The sequence below is a fragment of the Salinicoccus sp. HZC-1 genome, from assembly GCF_046736035.1.
Taxonomy (GTDB): Bacteria; Bacillota; Bacilli; order Staphylococcales; family Salinicoccaceae; genus Salinicoccus.
In genome coordinates this window covers 2,109,045-2,125,074 of record NZ_CP177130.1, presented here as the reverse complement: position 1 = coordinate 2,125,074, position 16,030 = coordinate 2,109,045, and the positions used below count along the sequence as shown (strand labels likewise).

Below are 16,030 nucleotides of genomic sequence, written 5' to 3'. Positions count from 1 at the left end.
TGTCATCATTTTATCCTGAAATCACGGTAGCGGTTGAGCGCCCCGATGAATTCCTGTTTTCTTGGCAGTGCCAGGTTACCGGGGTGTCCGGAATAGGGGGAAATGGCGTCTAAACCGTTTTGCTCTATATAATCATATATCCAGTCCGTCGCCTGAGATAATGTCATTTTGTCATCCAGGATATTGTTCTTGAAATAATCGATCATCACTGAGATGCAGTTGGTCTGGCTCTCATCGACAAGTTGTTCCAGACCCTTGAGGTCAATCGGTTCCTTGCCGTACATTATGACAGTCCGGGCTTTCGGTTTCAGCCTGGCATCTTTGCCGGACTTCGTGAATCCGGCTTTCAGCGGAATCCTCTGGCTAATGTCACCGAACTTGTTGTCTGACATATCTGCTTTTCTGTATACATCTGCATCGGCAATTTCCTTTGCAGCATCAGTTACATCTTTCAACCTGTATTCATCCATCATCAGGACCTGATCGGCGACATCGAAATAATCTCCGGAGCCGCCGACAATCAGGATGGTTGAAACATTCTTTTCATCGTAAAGAGGTTTCACTTTCTCAGAGAAGGGCGTGATGGGTTCCTTATCCGGTGCAATGAGTTTCTGCATACGGGCATCCCGGATCATGAAGTTGGTTGCCGAAGTATCTTCATCAATCAGCAGAAGTCGGGAATCAGCTTCCAGTGCCTCCATCACATTTGCTGCCTGTGATGTACTGCCGCTCGCATTTTCCGTTGAAAACGCACGGGTGTCCTTCTTTGCCGGCAGGTTATTAATAAATGTGCTGATGTTCACTTTTTCAATATTCCGGCCGTCTTCAGCCCGGATCTTCGAAGCATCGCTCCTTACAATGACCATCTCGCGGCCATCGCCCGGTATATGGTTGTAGACACCACGTTCCAATGCCTGAAGCAAAGTGGACTTGCCATGATAGCCTCCTCCGACAATCAGGGTGATCCCTTCAGCAATCCCCATGCCTGTGACCGTCTGTCCGCTTGGAAGGCTGAATTCGACTTTGAGGTCATCGGGACTTGAGAATGGAACCGCATCTTTCAAAGGTTTATCCGAGATACCACTGTGGCGGGGCAGGATGGCATCGTTGGCAACAAATGCGACGAGGTTTCTCTGATCCAGTTCTCTGCGGATATGTGCCTGATCTAGCATCAGGGCCACCTGCTCCCGGAGTCTTTTCTGGTCAAGATTCCGGTAGAACAATGCATCGGCGGCAATTTCAGGGAGCACCCCAGTTATGATGACGGCCGCCACTCTGCCCAGAATCTTCCGTCCTGCAGCCGGCAGTCCAATTTCGAACCGGACTTCCAGTTCATCTTCACCAATGACAACGGATGTCCGCTCCAGAATTTCCTGGCCGGGGCGGTCAATCAGGATTTTGATATTTTTACTGTTCATTTCAGTGGCATTCTTCTGTTTTTGTATGCTTTCTCCAAATGTACGCGTCAAAAAATCTGACACTGCTATGATTTTATCTTTCGAATCCAGTAAATTTGCTGGAATGCCTGCCGTTTCCCGGTCCATGATGATACGCATCTTGGATGGAGGGGCAAACGGATCGACCTGGATGTGGTCGACGGCGAGCTTGAAACGGTTGAACTGATAAATGCCTTTCAGCTGCTTGTAGGCACCGTATTTCTGCCCGTCCAGGTTATTCAGTACAGATTCGAGTTGTTTAGCACTCTTCATACATATGCTCCTTCTGGAAATTATGTGTTTACGATACATATACAAGTTTAACAATGGATTGGACTGAATTATAGTGGTATGGTTTCAGGCATTCCCAGAGAGGATTAAAAACAGGCATTGATGTGAGCATCTATATGCATCAGCGATGATACATTTCAACATATCGATTTATATTACGGTCATTACATGAATAATAATACTTACTACTTGTGAAATTTAAGAGAGCGTAAAATAGTTTGTATAAATGAATAAATAGAAAAAGGGTACCTAGCAAGTGCAACAGCAACTCCATAAACCGCAGTAGTGCCTATAATGGTTTAGACAATCGCAGCACCTTGGTTACCACTTCTGGTTAAATACTATCTGATAACTATTGTGTTTGCTGGGGAGATATGGTGTAATTACTGATTTTCTACCCAGCAGTCATTTTATATAATGAACATGATAAACTAGTTCCTAACCTATGTTGTCCGTAGGTTAGGGGTTCGTTTACAGATCAGAATAAAAGTGCTATAATATGAGTAATCAAACATTGTTGCTTAACATGGCACACCAAACCCCCAATCTATGGTAGTAGATTGGGGGTTATTTGGTGTTATCGGTATAGTCATCTAGTTTACTTCCATGCTAGTCGCACAGAAGTAAACTAGATGACTCAAATTATTTTATCATACTGTCTATTCATATTCAGCTGGAGACTCGAGCGTATTCTATTTACAACATATAACTGTCTTTTCTGAATGTAATTAAAATACATCCTAATCACACGCTAGGAAACTAGTGAAATCAGTATCTCTCTAATGTATATTTAGGGTCTACCCAAATTAGACATAGCTAATTTAAATTAAAACCTGTAAATATTTAATAAACGGTCGTTTTTAATAAAGTTCACCCAAGTCATATGGTAGTTCCCTTTCACTTTCCACTCATTTTTGTGAAAAGCAGTACTTGGGACACAATGGCAAGTATAGGCAATTCAATCAAAGGCCCGATGACCAGAGCCAAAGCAATGAGAGGTTGATTTGGAAAAGCGGTGACAGCTATAGCCAAGGCAACTGGAGAATTTCGTGCAATAATCGTCAAACTTAAACTGACCGTATCTTCATAGGAAAATTTCAGTAGTCTTCCCACTAAACGGCCTAACACATAGTTGATAATAAAAAATATCAAAATAGGAATAATCAAGATATAAATGACTTCCAAATGGTCAAGCAAGTATGAGCCTTGGGAAGCAAACATTGCCATAATCGCAAATGATAGAAAGAAAATCTGAGCATTGCTGAAAAAGGGTATGACGATATTGCTTAAAACTGGTTCTTTTCTTCTCAATAGAAATCGTGTAAGGTGAGCAAGCACGAAAGGAAAGATCAGTACAATCAATATACTCTCAATGAGTGTTGGGAGAGGAATGGTTTCAATGCTGCCAGCGAATAATAGTAGGTATATAGGTAAAAGTACGACTTGCAGGATCAAATTGATCGGTAGAATCGATGTTGAAAGAGACACATTCCCTTTTGCTATGACTGTAAATGCGAGGTACCAATCCGTGCAAGGTGTCACCATAAGCATAATAAAACCAATCCATAAAGCTGGATGATCTGATAAGAAAATAGCCCCCAACCCCCAGGCTAATACTGGTGTCCATATAAAATTAATGATAGTACTGGAGCCAAGGAATCTGATATTTAAAAATGCCTTTTTCAATTGATGCAGTGGTATCGTCAAAAACAATCCATAGAGCATTAAGAATAAAAACGGGACGACCAGTGTCTCTGCATATCGTTCAATTACACCTATTTGTCCTAATAAGATACCTGAACCAACAGCGAGCAGTATAATCAAGGTTTGAAACTTTTCTAATATTCCGATAAACGCACCTCTTTTCCATTTGAAATTTTTTATAAGATGAACCTTTCTGCAAACCAGTATAAGATAGTCTATCAATGATTGTCTTGAGTGCCAATTGAAGTAATAGAAAAAAGATAAATTTGGTGGTACTCATCATTACGAATATATTGACAATAGTGCTAAACATTTTTAATATATGAGTATATATAAATATAACCATATTTATATTAAGAGCTACCATTATGATTAGTAAGAGGTGAGCCATCATAAAAGATATTAACGAAAACAAAATTGTTGGTAATAAAAAAGGTCTTGATGAAGAAACTTTATTTGTTGTATCCCAGACTTTCAAAGCATTAAGTGATCCAACACGAATCAGAATACTGAATTTGCTGTTTCTTAAAGAATATTCCGTAAATGAGATTGCTGAAAACCTACATTTAAGACAATCCACCGTTTCGCATCAATTACGCTTTTTGAAAAATTTGCGCTTGGTCAAGTATAGAAGGGAAGGTACGACTCTATATTATTCCCATGATGATGCCCATGTAATGAACATGTTGAAAGAAACAATTAATCATGCTCGTCACCACTGACCAAAGAATTATATAAATCCATTTAATATAACCATCTGTAATTATTGGCAGGAGATGATTGAATGAGTCAGGAACATAGCCATACACATGGTGCGAACAAAAAAACCTTGATGATCAGTTTCATAATCATCACAGGATATATGATTATCGAAGCGATTGGGGGAATTTTGACCAATAGCCTCGCCTTACTAGCTGATGCGGGCCATATGTTAAGTGATTCAATTTCCCTAGGTGTCGGTTTGTTGGCTTTTATACTTGGAGAAAAAGCGGCCGATTATAGTAAAACATACGGATATAAACGATTTGAAATTCTTGCAGCTGTATTTAACGGAGTTACTCTGGTACTGATTGCCATCTACATTTTCTATGAGGCCTATCAACGTTTTACAGATCCACCTGAAGTCGCCTCTACGGGTATGTTAATCATCGCAACTATTGGACTACTGGTAAATATTCTTGTAGCATGGCTTCTCATGCGAGGCGGGGATACGAAGGAAAACTTGAATATACGTGCAGCATTTTTACATGTGATAGGCGATCTGCTTGGATCGGTGGGGGCCATTATTGCGGCTCTGATGATCCTCTTCTTCAACTGGGGCTGGGCAGATCCGTTGGCCAGTGTGATTGTTGCAGTGCTTGTATTGATAAGTGGGTGGCGTGTGACAAAAGATGCCGTTCATGTATTGATGGAGGGTACCCCTAAAAACGTTGAAATTGACGCAGTGATTAAAACCATAGAGAGCATTCCAGGAGTAAATAATATGCATGATCTACATGTATGGAGTATTACAAGTGGCCAAAATGCACTTTCATGCCATGTGGTGGTAGATGGTACCATTTCTATTCAGGAAAGCCAGGAAATTCTGAGAATAATTGAAGACGAGTTGGAAGATGAGAATATTGGACATGCAACGATTCAGATGGAGAGTGAAAACCACCCTCATAAGGATTCTGTAATGTGCAGGGATGATGATATTACGCATAGTCATGAACACTAAAAAATAGAATATACCACTATAATGATCAAAAATGTTAGCAAGATAACGATTTTGACCTATAAATTGAAGATTTTTAATGTATACGATTTTATTAACTGTTCATAGTATTAGATAGAAAGAAAAAATTAAGTTCAAAGCTGTCAACTTGACTTCATCACTACAGGAAGTAGGTCATTCCTTATGATTTCTATATCTTTAGTTATATTTCATATAAATGTTATAATCTTGAGAAGCTTATTTGAATACGCTTGATATAATTGAATGATAGGAGGTAGTGAGATGAAAAAATATCTAATGCCAGCTCTAATGGGCTTAACGATCATTCTGACAGGATGCGGCAATGATTCAGCTTCAAATGAAACAAACATCAAAGAATTCGTATCACAGCTGAGTGCCAGTAATGTTGTAGAGTCAGCTTCAATAAATGATCAGACCCTTGTTGTTCAGAATGGTGGAAAAGAGGAGATCCATAATCTTCCCGAAGATGAATTTTTTATATCGATAGCGCCTTATCTTACATATACGCATCCATGTGAATTCCATAATCTGACCGGGTGCCAGGGTGAACTGGCAAACGAGAAGGTGGATGTAAAAATTACAGATAAACAAGGTGAGGTCCACATCGATCAGTCACTGACGACACTCGAAAACGGCTTTATGGATTTCTGGTTGCCGAGAGACCGGGAATATACAATAGAAATCAACTATCAAGACAAATATGTCGAGCACGTTTTCTCCACTTTCGATGGGAATAGTACATGCTTGACAGATCTGCAACTGAAGTAGTGTTTTCTGAATGAGTCTCCGAACATCTTAAAAGTGTTTGGAGATTTTTTATATTCCTATTCTATATAATTCACTTCATGATTCGTGGCCCTGGTGTGTATATCGTTATATCAAACATTGGGAATCGTTTACTTGCCTCATTATACCCCGTGGGGGTATAATGAGGCTAAGATAAATATAAGGAAGTGATAGAATGGATCATCACAAAAAAGAGCCACATTCTGACCAGGAGGAAAATCACAATCATCATAGTCAGGAAGAGAATAGCCATCACGACCATCATGGCCATGAAAGTCACAATGGGGCTCATGATGATCACGATAATCATGGGCACGGTGCACATGACCATCACGGACATATGGTGACGGAATTCCGGAATAAGTTTTTTGTTGTTTTAATATTCACCATTCCGATCCTCCTCCTGTCTCCGATGATTCAGGATTTCATGGGTGTCGATTGGCACTTTGCAGGGGACCTCTATATCCTCGCTGGCCTGTCCACATTCGTCTATTTCTATGGCGGCTGGCCTTTCCTCAAGGGGGCTTTTGATGAACTGAGAAACAGAGAACCCGGAATGATGACACTGATTGCCATGGCCATCTCCATCGCATTCTTCTACAGTATGGCTGTCGTATTCGGATTTAATGGGGAGCAGCTTTTCTGGGAACTGGCAACCCTGGTACTGATCATGCTTCTGGGCCACTGGATTGAAATGCGATCCATCAATAATGCATCCAAAGCTCTGGAGTCACTGGCATCCCTGATGCCAAGCACAGCAAACCGTATTACTGAGAATGGTGAGACGGAAGAAGTGCAGGTGGATGCTATCAAAACAGGGGATCTACTCTTGGTCAAACCAGGAGAAAAGATGCCATTGGACGGAAAGATTGTTAAAGGAAAATCCCAAATCGATGAATCCATGCTGACAGGTGAGTCCGTCCCGGTAACCAAGTCTGTTGATGACGAGGTGATCGGTGGATCGATCAATAGGGAAGGCTCACTTACAATAGAAGTAGAAAAACTGATGGATGAGTCATATCTGAATCAGGTCATCGAAATGGTCAAAGAATCCCAGAAGACCAAATCCAAAACACAGGACATCACAAATCAGGCGGCCAAATGGCTGTTTTATATCGCTTTGGCTGCCGGTATCATCACTTTTATTGTTTGGGTGAGTATCGGAGCCACTGTAGATACGGCCGTACAGAGAACAGTGACCGTCATGGTTATCACCTGCCCGCATGCTTTGGGTCTCGCAGCACCTCTGGTCATTTCTGTTTCTACTGCTTTATCTGCGAAGCATGGTCTGTTGATCCGAAAACGTCCTCAGTTTGAACGGGCACGCAATATCGACGCAGTGATTTTCGATAAGACGGGGACGTTGACTGAAGGTCAGTTTGGGGTAACAGACGTGGAAACGTTCAGTGATATGGACGAACACAAGATACTAAGCTATGCAGCGACAGTGGAGAATGACTCTGAACATCCCATTGCTACGGGAATACTCAATGAAGCAAAGAAAAAGAAACTGAAACTGCATGAAATGACACATTTCAATTCCATTACTGGCGTGGGAATTGAAGGGACAATCGATAACAGGAATATCAAAGTTGTGAGTCCCGGGTATATCAGTGAACAAGATATCACCTTTGATGATCAGAATTTCAACAAATGGTCCGAACAGGGTAAGACGGTTGTGTTCCTGATTATTGATGAAGAACTGTCAGGCGCCATCGCATTGGCAGATAAAATCAAAGAGAGCTCAAAACAGACGGTTGAACAATTGCACAATCGAAATATCAAGGCCATCATGCTCACTGGAGACAACCGGAAAGTGGCGAATTACGTTGCAGAACAAATTGGTATTGATGAAGTCTATGCAGAAGTTCTGCCGGATCAGAAGGCAGAGAAAGTGACGGAAATTCAAAATCGTGGTCTGATTGTGGCAATGACCGGGGACGGTATTAATGATGCGCCGGCCTTGACGAAAGCAGATGTTGGCATTGCAGTCGGAGCAGGAACAGATATCGCTATGGATAGTGCAGATATTGTTCTTGTGGACAGCAATCCGAAAGATATACTGGCCATATTCAGCCTTTCCAAACGGACCTTTAATAAACTGGTCCAAAACTTGATATGGGCAACCGGCTACAACATTTTTGCCATCCCATTGGCTGCAGGCGTTCTGGCACCTTGGGGCATTGTGCTCAGTCCGGCTGTCGGTGCGATACTGATGAGTCTAAGCACCATCATCGTAGCAATCAATGCGCAATTGCTCCATCGATTCGAAATGGATTAAAGCAAACTTATTTGAAGTATTATAGAGATACCTTTTATAAGAAGCGAAAATTATGCAATATACTATGGAAGGAAGACGATTGCAATTTCGACTTCCTTCTAAATTTTATAAATTTTCTCACTTGCTTTTAACACTTTGGTATAGTGGATTAATAACATATGGGCAATAATAAAGAGTCCATCCAAGACGGATGGACTCTTTATTCATCGTTGAATATATTTAGAGTTATTCAACAGGCGCCAATTCGCTTTCAATTACCCATTTATGATTTTGTACTTCTTCTCCAGTATCTGTTGTGACAAAGTCTACCATGTAAACTGTTGTTTGTTCAGCTGAATCAATCGTAGCAGTGGCACCTTCCATACCTTCCATATGCGTGGCATTCATTACTACCTCATCACCTGGTTCTAATGGGGTTTCACCCGGATTTTCCAATTCTTCGTGGATGACCCATTTATGATCTTCTACTGGATCTCCACCATTCGTTGGTGTATACGATACGGAATAAACAGTTGTATCAAAGGCTCCGGAGATGGTGGCTTCAGCGCCCTCCATGGCTTGCATGTGATCGGCTTCAATAATTGCTTGGCTCCCTACTTCGTATGTAGGATTTTCTGCTTCTTTCAAATCTTCAGGCACTTCACCAGAACTCGACATTTCCTCAGCGGAATGGTCCATATGTCCACCAGAATGTGGTTCGGACTGCATATTATAACGGTGCAGTCTTTCTTTCAGCTCTTCCTTTGTCAGACCATTGATGTATTTCGTCTTTTCCCCATCTTCATTGACTTCATAGTAGTAGTGGCTACGAGCTCCGTTATAAGGGTAGCCCAATTCATCTTCCAATTCTTTTTCAGTCAAACCATCAGTGTACTGCGTCTTGTTTCCATGCGCATCGACTTCATAGTAGTAATAACTTCCATCTTCATGGGCGGCAGTATCTGTACTATCTGCGTTTGCTACTCCTGGACTAAGCCCCAACGCTAATGCGAAAATCATTGCACCTGATAAAGAAATTCTTTGAAATTGTCTCATCTACCTAGCCTCCAATTTTTTGAGATGCCAAAACCATACCCTTAGAATATGCAGTTTAAGTGCAGATTCAATGAAAAGTGGATGTAATTGGAAAAGATTAGAGATTAATGTTTATAAATATATGTTTAGATTTTCAATGTAGAGTTTTATAACTTAGATACAACATGTCATATCCTTATTAGAATCTGCACTAAGAATCGATATTTAAATAATAAAATGGTTGAGGGCTTCCGAGTTAATTAGTGAATAGAGGCAGGAGGAAACGACTATGGTATCAAGGAAGTTAGTGATTAATGCAATGATAGTATCAGCGATATTTCTAGCGGGCTGCAGTAGCGACGGAACAGGTGAATTCGAAGAAGTCTTTAACGGCGAAATAGAACATGTGCATGGAATGGGGTATGCTGGTGGGAATGATGGATTATATCTGGCGACCCATGGCGGTTTGAAAATATTCCGTGACGGGGGATGGCATGAAACCACCAGGAACTACAATGATTATATGGGATTCAATGCTGTAGATGAAGGGTTTTATACTTCCGGGCATCCAGGTGGAGATTCGGATATCCCCAACCCTTTTGGTATTCAACGTAGTTTTAATGGCGGCAGGACACTTGAACATATCCAATTCGAGGGAGAAACGGATTACCATGACATGACGGTAGGATACGACAGCCATGATATTTTTCTGTTGAATCCTCAACCAAATTCAGCGCTGGGCCAAGGATTTTATAAAAGTAATGATGATGGAGAAAATTGGGAACAAGCAGATGCGGAGGGCCTTCAGGGGGGTGTATTATCATTGGCAATCCATCCGTCAAATTCCAACTTTGTCGCAGCAGCGACTTCCACCGGCATCTATTTGTCAGAGGATGGTGGAAATCAGTTTAAAGCATTAACAGATCCAAGCCAGGTAGGAATGACCGTATATTTCTATGGGGACGATTTATATTATGCGATAAATAACGAAAATGTTGAACTCCACAGAAGAAATGTTAAAAATGACGAAGAAGCCATCATTGATACACCGGAATTGAAAAATGATGGCATTGCATATATTGCCCGAAACCGACAGAATGAAAAAGAACTGGCCATCTATACCGTAAACGACGATGTATATGTCTCTGATGCCGGGTCAACTGCATGGAAGAAAGTTTTAGATGAGGGTCAAACCAGGTAAGCGTAAGTTTTGAGGTCATCTTTTCACTCTGTTGTTAGGCACTCGAAGTATTATTGTCGAAGAGAGGGGGCTGTGATGCTAAATCAATTATCTTTGAAGATTGGGTTGTTATTTTTTGTAGTAGTTATTACTGTTGAAATCATATTATTCTCCATATTATATACAAACCTGGTCAATGATCGTGTCGACGAAGTGATGGGAGACTTGTTGGCCCGTGGAAATACCCATCGGGATGTGCTGGATGAAAATTACACCTCATCAACCTTGAATCATGTCGCCATCATGGAATCCGAATCTGATTTTATTGTCGTCATTACAGACCGGAATGGAGAAGTGGTTACCAGCTCCAACCCAATGGAGCCGAAAATGGCAGCGGTAATCGAGCATACAGATAACGACCAAGTGCCAGATGAAGGCGTCATACTGGAGTCGGAATGGGCGGATGAAAAATATGTGGCGACAGACAGCCCGATTATCATGGAGGGTACACATAGTGGGCATGTATTCATGTTTGCCGACAGCAACCATATCAAAGAAATCATCAGCAGTCTCACTCGGCAATTTTTATTCATCGGATTGGTCACTGTCATTTTAACCATCATCACGGTGATTGTGCTTTCAAAAGTCATTACACAGCCATTGGTCAGAATGAAGAAGGCCACAGAAGCGTTGAGCAGAGGCAACCATGAAGTGGAACTATCCACCAGTCGAAAAGACGAACTCGGAGAGTTGGCAACTGCTATCACACGCTTATCAAAAGATTTGAAGCGTTTGAAAAATGAAAGAAATGAATTCCTGTCGAATGTCTCCCATGAACTCCGTACACCACTGACCTATTTGAAAGGATATACAGATATCATCAATCGGGAGACCACATCCGAGGAAGATCGAACCAGATATACAAAGATCATCCAGGAGGAGACAGAACATCTGGCCGGACTGATAAAAACATTGTTTGAACTGGCCAAAATAGACCAGAATGAATTTGCCATAAAAAAAGAAAAAGTGGAATTTGATGCGCTAATTCAAAAGATCGTGGAACGGATTTATCCGGCAATTGAAGAAAGAGAGATAGAATTTTCATATTCCTGTCCAAGTAATGTGGTCATTTCCATTGACCCGGAAAGAATCCAACAGGTGCTGTTGAACATACTCGATAACGCCATAAAATACACTCCGCGCGGAAATCATGTTAGATTGGAAGTGGTTCAAACTAAACATGAGGTCTTAACGGTTATTTCGGATACGGGGGATGGCATTGCCGAAGAAGATATGCCGTATATATTTGAGCGGCTCTATCGTGCAGAAAAATCCAGGTCCCGTTCCAAGGGAGGATCCGGTCTTGGGCTGACAATCGCCAAAGAGATTGTGGAACTCCACAACGGCAGGATGGAAGTCGAAAGTGAACTAGGTGAAGGAACGGTTTTCAACATATCTTTGCCGAAGGAGGATGCGTATGAAAAAGGCATTGTTGATTGATGATGAAGAGAGGATGCTGGAATTGCTGGCGTTGTATCTGGAACCCTACCAATACGACTGCAGAAAAGCGCTGGGGGCGAAAGAAGGGCTCCAATACATCGAAGAAGAAAGATTCGATATTGTACTGCTCGATATCATGATGCCTGACATGGATGGGTGGGACGTATGCAGAGAAATCCGTCAGCATTCGGATGTGCCCATCATCATGGTGACTGCACGGGAGCAGAAGACGGATATCGTCAAAGGCCTCAGATTGGGGGCGGATGACTATATAACAAAACCCTTCAATGAAAAAGAACTCATTGCACGGATGGATGCATTATTAAGGAGAGCGAAACCTGGCAACCATGTTGAGGTGGATGGACTGCTATGGGACAAGGATCGATTCGAACTGTCCTATAAGAATCAGTATATCAAGTTGACCCCCAAGGAATTCTCATTGATTGGATTGCTCATACAGAACCCGGGGCGGGTATATTCCAGGGATCAACTGATCGATCTGGTGTGGGGAATGCATTCGGAAACTGAAGGCCGGACTGTGGATTCGCATGTTAGAAACATGCGGGAAAAAATCAGGGAAGTGGGGTTTCCCATCGATGATTATTTTCACACAGTATGGGGCGTGGGTTACAAGTGGATTAAAAAGTGAGGTTTGTATATTATCGATTGCTTAAAAGTATGGTTTTTGGGTGCATTACTAAATTAGTTTGTAATATTTTAAAAACTGCACACTAACTGCATAAATCATGGGCATATACTTAGAGGCCATTATTTCTGAGGTGATGCTAATGAACGAATATAAAAAAGACAGCTTATCTCTGACGGGTGCGATCGGTCTTGGGACAGGCGTGATGATCAGTGCCGGCATATTTGCATTGCTGGGTCAGGTTGCCGCGCTTGCCGGCATGTGGTTCCCGATCATGTTTGTCGTCGGGGGTATCGTAACTGGATTCAGTGCCTATTCCTACGTCAAGATGAGCAATGAATACCCCTCTGCAGGGGGCATCGGCATGTTTTTGGCAAAAGCGTATGGTCAGGGTACCGTCACTGCTTCTGCAGCGATGCTGATGGCCGTATCCATGGTCATCAACCAGAGTCTGGTGGCCCGTACTTTCGGCACCTATACATTACAGATTTTCAATATGGATGCAACCAGCTACCTGGTGCCTGTGCTCGCTGTTGGTCTTTTGCTCTTTGCATTCCTAGTTAATATTTCTGGCAACAGTTTCATTCAGACGTTTACTTCGATTGTGTCCCTGCTTAAAATAATGGGGCTTGTCGTCTTTGCGATGGGCGGATTATGGGTCGCCGGTTTTTCCATTACACCCGCTGAAAGCAGTGGAAGTCCGGAAGACGCGACGGTTGTCAGCATGATTGCTGCTGTGGCACTCACCATCCTATCATTCAAAGGGTTTACGACGATTACCAACAGTGGCTCTGAAATCGTTAAGCCCCATAAGAATATCGGCCGAGCGATTGTCGCATCCATTTCCATCAGTCTTTTTGTGTATCTGCTGGTTGCATGGGCGGTCTCCAGCAATCTGCCGTTAAACGAAATCATCGCAGCCAGGGACTACTCGCTTGCCGAAGCCGCCAGGCCGGCATTTGGAAATTATGGTGTATGGTTTACCGTCGGCATTGCGATCATTGCGACAGTCTCGGGTATTATTGCCAGTGTCTTTGCGGTATCACGGATGCTTGCCATGCTGACAGATATGAAACTGATTCCACATAAGCACTTTGGCATGCCCGGACGGATCCAAAAGCATACGCTGGTATACACGATTGTACTTGCGATGGTACTGGCCGTCATTTTCGACCTCAGCCGTATCGCCTCAGTCGGTGCTATATTGTATCTCGTAATGGATATGATTGTGCATTGGGGTGTGTTTAAACACCTGCGGGATAAGGTGGATGCAAATCCAGTCATTGTCATAACCGCATTCATACTTGATGGCATCGTACTGACTGCTTTTGTATGGATTAAACTGATGAATGACTGGTTGATTGTCGTCATGTCCATCATTTTCATCATTGTCATCTTTATAGGGGAATATGTATTTCTTAAAAACCGTAATGATGGGGAAGAAGGGCATGCCCATTAAAGCATTTTTAAAAAATATTATTAACCTGAGTTTCAAAGAGGGGAAGGTCATGGTTGCAAAGGGGTGATGCTTTTTCAGAAAGGTGAATCAATAGAATTTAAAATGATTAGAAGGCATTGGATCGCTCATATCATTTAAGGTAAATATCTCTTAGAAAAAATATCAAGGAGGAATGTAAAATGAATAACAGATTTACAAAAACAGTCGTCACACTCGCAACCGTTATTGGAATCAGCTTATCAGCAGGACAAGTTTCGGCAGATTCCACCAACGCAGCTCCCCAAGCCAGTGAACACGCACAGGGGGAAGCAAAGGTTGAAAAGAGATTGGATAAGGTTGAGAAGAAAACGGACGCCATCCAATCTGAACTGGAGGCAATCGAAGGATCTATCGAAGGCGCCCCTATAACAGTTGATCAAGTACAGCTCTATAAAGAGTATCTGGACAAGTTGGAATCTCTTTTAAATCGCTTAAGCGCCGCTGACAATCATTTGGATGCTATAACTAAAAAAATGGAAAATAAGGATGCATCCATTGAAGAGACTGAAGCAGAAATTAATGATATCCGTACCAGTATTTTAGAGGTGCAGGAAACGATTCAATCCATTTTTGCTGAACAGATGTCGAGCACCGGTGTAGTCCCTGACGGTCTGGAGGAAGCAGAAGATCCAACTTATGAAGTGGGTAGCCAAGCCATTATCAAAGCCGATCATATGCCAGGTATGTATGGCGCTGAAGCAACAATTGCAGGTGCATTTGATACTATCGCTTATAGTGTCACCTATTATCCTACAACTGGTGGAGACCCAGTGGTGAATCATAAATGGGTCATTCACGAAGAATTGGAAGATCCAGGAGAAGCACCACTGGACCCCGGCACTGAAGTAACCCTGGATGCGAATCACATGAAAGGCATGGATGGTGCAACCGCTGTGATAGAATCTGCTGTAGATACTACTGTATACATGATTGACTTTACAACAACAACTGGAGAAGAAGTGGAAAATCATAAATGGGTAATTGAAAGCGAATTGGCGCCTGTTGAATAGAAACAGATGATATTAAAGAGCTTATCTTTACTGGATTATCTATCTCAAATGGATAATCTGCATGGATAAGCTCTTTTTATTATATGAATTAACAGATATATTAATGACTGTTTTGAAGGGAATTCGGTTTACTCTTCCTTGCAACGAGGGTCCTGAATGAACTTAACTTTTTTCTATAACCATGTCTAAACTAAGGTGTTTCTTATAAGTATTGCCAAAATCAAAGGAACTCTTAAGTAATAATGCAAATACACCTTAATGTATATTTTCGTTAAAATACTGGGTACAATTTTAACCGGAAATAAAAGAAGTGGTATGTCCGGAATAAGTCCCGACATACCACTTCTTTCTAGGTATTGTTCTTTAGGCGGTTTCTTTACAAGCCTCTGCACATTTGAAGCAAGCTTCTGCACATTTCTGGCAGTGGTCATGGTCATGTTTCTGGCATTCATTTCCGCATGCTTCACAAATCTTGGCACATACTGCCGCCAAATCAGAAGAAAATGGTGAGTTTCTTGTCAGTGACTGTGCCAGGAATGCACAGATATCTGCACATTCACGATCCAATCGGATACACTCCGCCATCATTTTTACGTCTTCTTCCCTCAGACAGGCATCGTAACAGTGGTTACAGGCTTCCATACATTCATGTAACGTTTGAATCAATTGCTGGTGCTTTTCATGAGCCATTGTAAATACCTCCTATAAATTTAAATACGTTTGCATTAATTGAATTCCCATCCATTTCGAATATAAACCGGTATGGTAAAACTCCATAGAAAGTGCACAGAATTTTAATGATGTGCTGGTAAAACAATGATCATCATCCGAGGGAAAAGCTTATCAATAGGTGTTTTTTCTCATACTTTACAATCCCTTCTTTTTACTTTTAATAAAGAACTTGTAATTCTTTTATGTATTAGACTAGATTATAATTTTCGAGAAA

At 41.8% G+C, this 16,030-nt stretch carries 13 protein-coding genes; 9 read left to right on the top strand and 4 right to left on the bottom strand.

Annotated elements, in window-relative coordinates; genetic code table 11:
• Positions 1-5: 5 nt before the first annotated feature.
• Together ACKRAT_RS11125 and ACKRAT_RS11120 are read right to left on the bottom strand one after the other, a co-directional pair.
• Entirely contained in the window at positions 6-1,709 is a 1,704-nt protein-coding gene (locus ACKRAT_RS11125; protein ID WP_411842470.1) for an ABC-ATPase domain-containing protein, read from the bottom strand.
• Between the two features lie 915 nt (positions 1,710-2,624).
• Positions 2,625-3,578 (bottom strand): arsenic resistance protein, encoded by a 954-nt coding sequence (locus tag ACKRAT_RS11120; protein ID WP_411844449.1) that lies wholly within the window; start codon positions 3,576-3,578, stop codon positions 2,625-2,627.
• A gap of 254 nt (positions 3,579-3,832) precedes the next feature.
• On the opposite strand from ACKRAT_RS11120, the gene ACKRAT_RS11115 reads away from it, so the two are divergent.
• The 4 genes from ACKRAT_RS11115 to ACKRAT_RS11100 all read left to right on the top strand — a co-directional run bounded on the left by ACKRAT_RS11115 (position 3,833) and on the right by ACKRAT_RS11100 (position 8,236).
• Complete coding sequence (locus tag ACKRAT_RS11115) at positions 3,833-4,153, top strand: ArsR/SmtB family transcription factor (protein ID WP_072324278.1); 321 nt, start codon at positions 3,833-3,835, stop codon at positions 4,151-4,153.
• Positions 4,154-4,215: 62 nt separating this feature from the next.
• Positions 4,216-5,151 (top strand): cation diffusion facilitator family transporter, encoded by a 936-nt coding sequence (locus ACKRAT_RS11110; RefSeq protein ID WP_411842469.1) that lies wholly within the window; start codon positions 4,216-4,218, stop codon positions 5,149-5,151.
• Between the two features lie 279 nt (positions 5,152-5,430).
• Positions 5,431-5,937, top strand: a complete 507-nt coding sequence (locus ACKRAT_RS11105; protein ID WP_411842468.1) for a CueP family metal-binding protein — start codon at positions 5,431-5,433, stop codon at positions 5,935-5,937.
• A 193-nt stretch (positions 5,938-6,130) separates the two neighbouring features.
• Positions 6,131-8,236, top strand: a complete 2,106-nt coding sequence (locus ACKRAT_RS11100; RefSeq protein ID WP_411842467.1) for a copper-translocating P-type ATPase — start codon at positions 6,131-6,133, stop codon at positions 8,234-8,236.
• 225 nt (positions 8,237-8,461) lie between these two features.
• Here ACKRAT_RS11100 and ACKRAT_RS11095 read toward each other — a convergent pair whose 3' ends face one another.
• Positions 8,462-8,995 carry a YdhK family protein gene (locus tag ACKRAT_RS11095; RefSeq protein WP_411844448.1) on the bottom strand — a complete coding sequence of 178 codons (534 nt, stop codon included), beginning with the start codon at positions 8,993-8,995 and terminating at the stop codon, positions 8,462-8,464.
• A 544-nt stretch (positions 8,996-9,539) separates the two neighbouring features.
• Here ACKRAT_RS11095 and ACKRAT_RS11090 point away from each other — a divergent pair.
• The 5 genes from ACKRAT_RS11090 to ACKRAT_RS11070 all read left to right on the top strand — a co-directional run bounded on the left by ACKRAT_RS11090 (position 9,540) and on the right by ACKRAT_RS11070 (position 15,084).
• Positions 9,540-10,451 (top strand): F510_1955 family glycosylhydrolase, encoded by a 912-nt coding sequence (locus tag ACKRAT_RS11090; protein WP_411842466.1) that lies wholly within the window; start codon positions 9,540-9,542, stop codon positions 10,449-10,451.
• 75 nt (positions 10,452-10,526) lie between these two features.
• Positions 10,527-11,930 (top strand): ATP-binding protein, encoded by a 1,404-nt coding sequence (locus ACKRAT_RS11085; RefSeq protein WP_411842465.1) that lies wholly within the window; start codon positions 10,527-10,529, stop codon positions 11,928-11,930.
• A complete protein-coding gene (locus ACKRAT_RS11080) occupies positions 11,908-12,579 on the top strand; it encodes a response regulator transcription factor (RefSeq protein ID WP_411842464.1) in 672 nt (223 codons plus the stop codon). Before ACKRAT_RS11085 ends, ACKRAT_RS11080 begins: the two co-directional genes overlap by 23 nt.
• A gap of 139 nt (positions 12,580-12,718) precedes the next feature.
• The gene (locus tag ACKRAT_RS11075; RefSeq protein ID WP_411842463.1) at positions 12,719-14,035 is read left to right on the top strand and encodes an APC family permease; all 1,317 of its coding nucleotides are present in this window, start codon (positions 12,719-12,721) and stop codon (positions 14,033-14,035) included.
• A 512-nt stretch (positions 14,036-14,547) separates the two neighbouring features.
• Positions 14,548-15,084: a YdhK family protein gene (locus ACKRAT_RS11070; RefSeq protein WP_411844447.1), complete on the top strand. Its 537-nt coding sequence runs from the start codon at positions 14,548-14,550 to the stop codon at positions 15,082-15,084.
• A 363-nt stretch (positions 15,085-15,447) separates the two neighbouring features.
• Here ACKRAT_RS11070 and ACKRAT_RS11065 read toward each other — a convergent pair whose 3' ends face one another.
• Entirely contained in the window at positions 15,448-15,774 is a 327-nt protein-coding gene (locus tag ACKRAT_RS11065; protein WP_411842462.1) for a four-helix bundle copper-binding protein, read from the bottom strand.
• Between the last annotated feature and the right edge of the window lie 256 nt (positions 15,775-16,030).

What these genes read in the sequence shown, in the direction of transcription:
- ACKRAT_RS11125 (WP_411842470.1), bottom strand. Translation starts at nt 1,709, where the DNA reads ATGAAGAGTGCTAAACAACTCGAATCTGTACTGAATAACCTGGACGGG.
- ACKRAT_RS11110 (WP_411842469.1), top strand. Translation starts at nt 4,216, where the DNA reads ATGAGTCAGGAACATAGCCATACACATGGTGCGAACAAAAAAACCTTG.
- ACKRAT_RS11105 (WP_411842468.1), top strand. Translation starts at nt 5,431, where the DNA reads ATGAAAAAATATCTAATGCCAGCTCTAATGGGCTTAACGATCATTCTG.
- ACKRAT_RS11100 (WP_411842467.1), top strand. Translation starts at nt 6,131, where the DNA reads ATGGATCATCACAAAAAAGAGCCACATTCTGACCAGGAGGAAAATCAC.
- ACKRAT_RS11090 (WP_411842466.1), top strand. Translation starts at nt 9,540, where the DNA reads ATGGTATCAAGGAAGTTAGTGATTAATGCAATGATAGTATCAGCGATA.
- ACKRAT_RS11085 (WP_411842465.1), top strand. Translation starts at nt 10,527, where the DNA reads ATGCTAAATCAATTATCTTTGAAGATTGGGTTGTTATTTTTTGTAGTA.
- ACKRAT_RS11080 (WP_411842464.1), top strand. Translation starts at nt 11,908, where the DNA reads ATGAAAAAGGCATTGTTGATTGATGATGAAGAGAGGATGCTGGAATTG.
- ACKRAT_RS11075 (WP_411842463.1), top strand. Translation starts at nt 12,719, where the DNA reads ATGAACGAATATAAAAAAGACAGCTTATCTCTGACGGGTGCGATCGGT.
- ACKRAT_RS11070 (WP_411844447.1), top strand. Translation starts at nt 14,548, where the DNA reads ATGGAAAATAAGGATGCATCCATTGAAGAGACTGAAGCAGAAATTAAT.
- ACKRAT_RS11065 (WP_411842462.1), bottom strand. Translation starts at nt 15,774, where the DNA reads ATGGCTCATGAAAAGCACCAGCAATTGATTCAAACGTTACATGAATGT.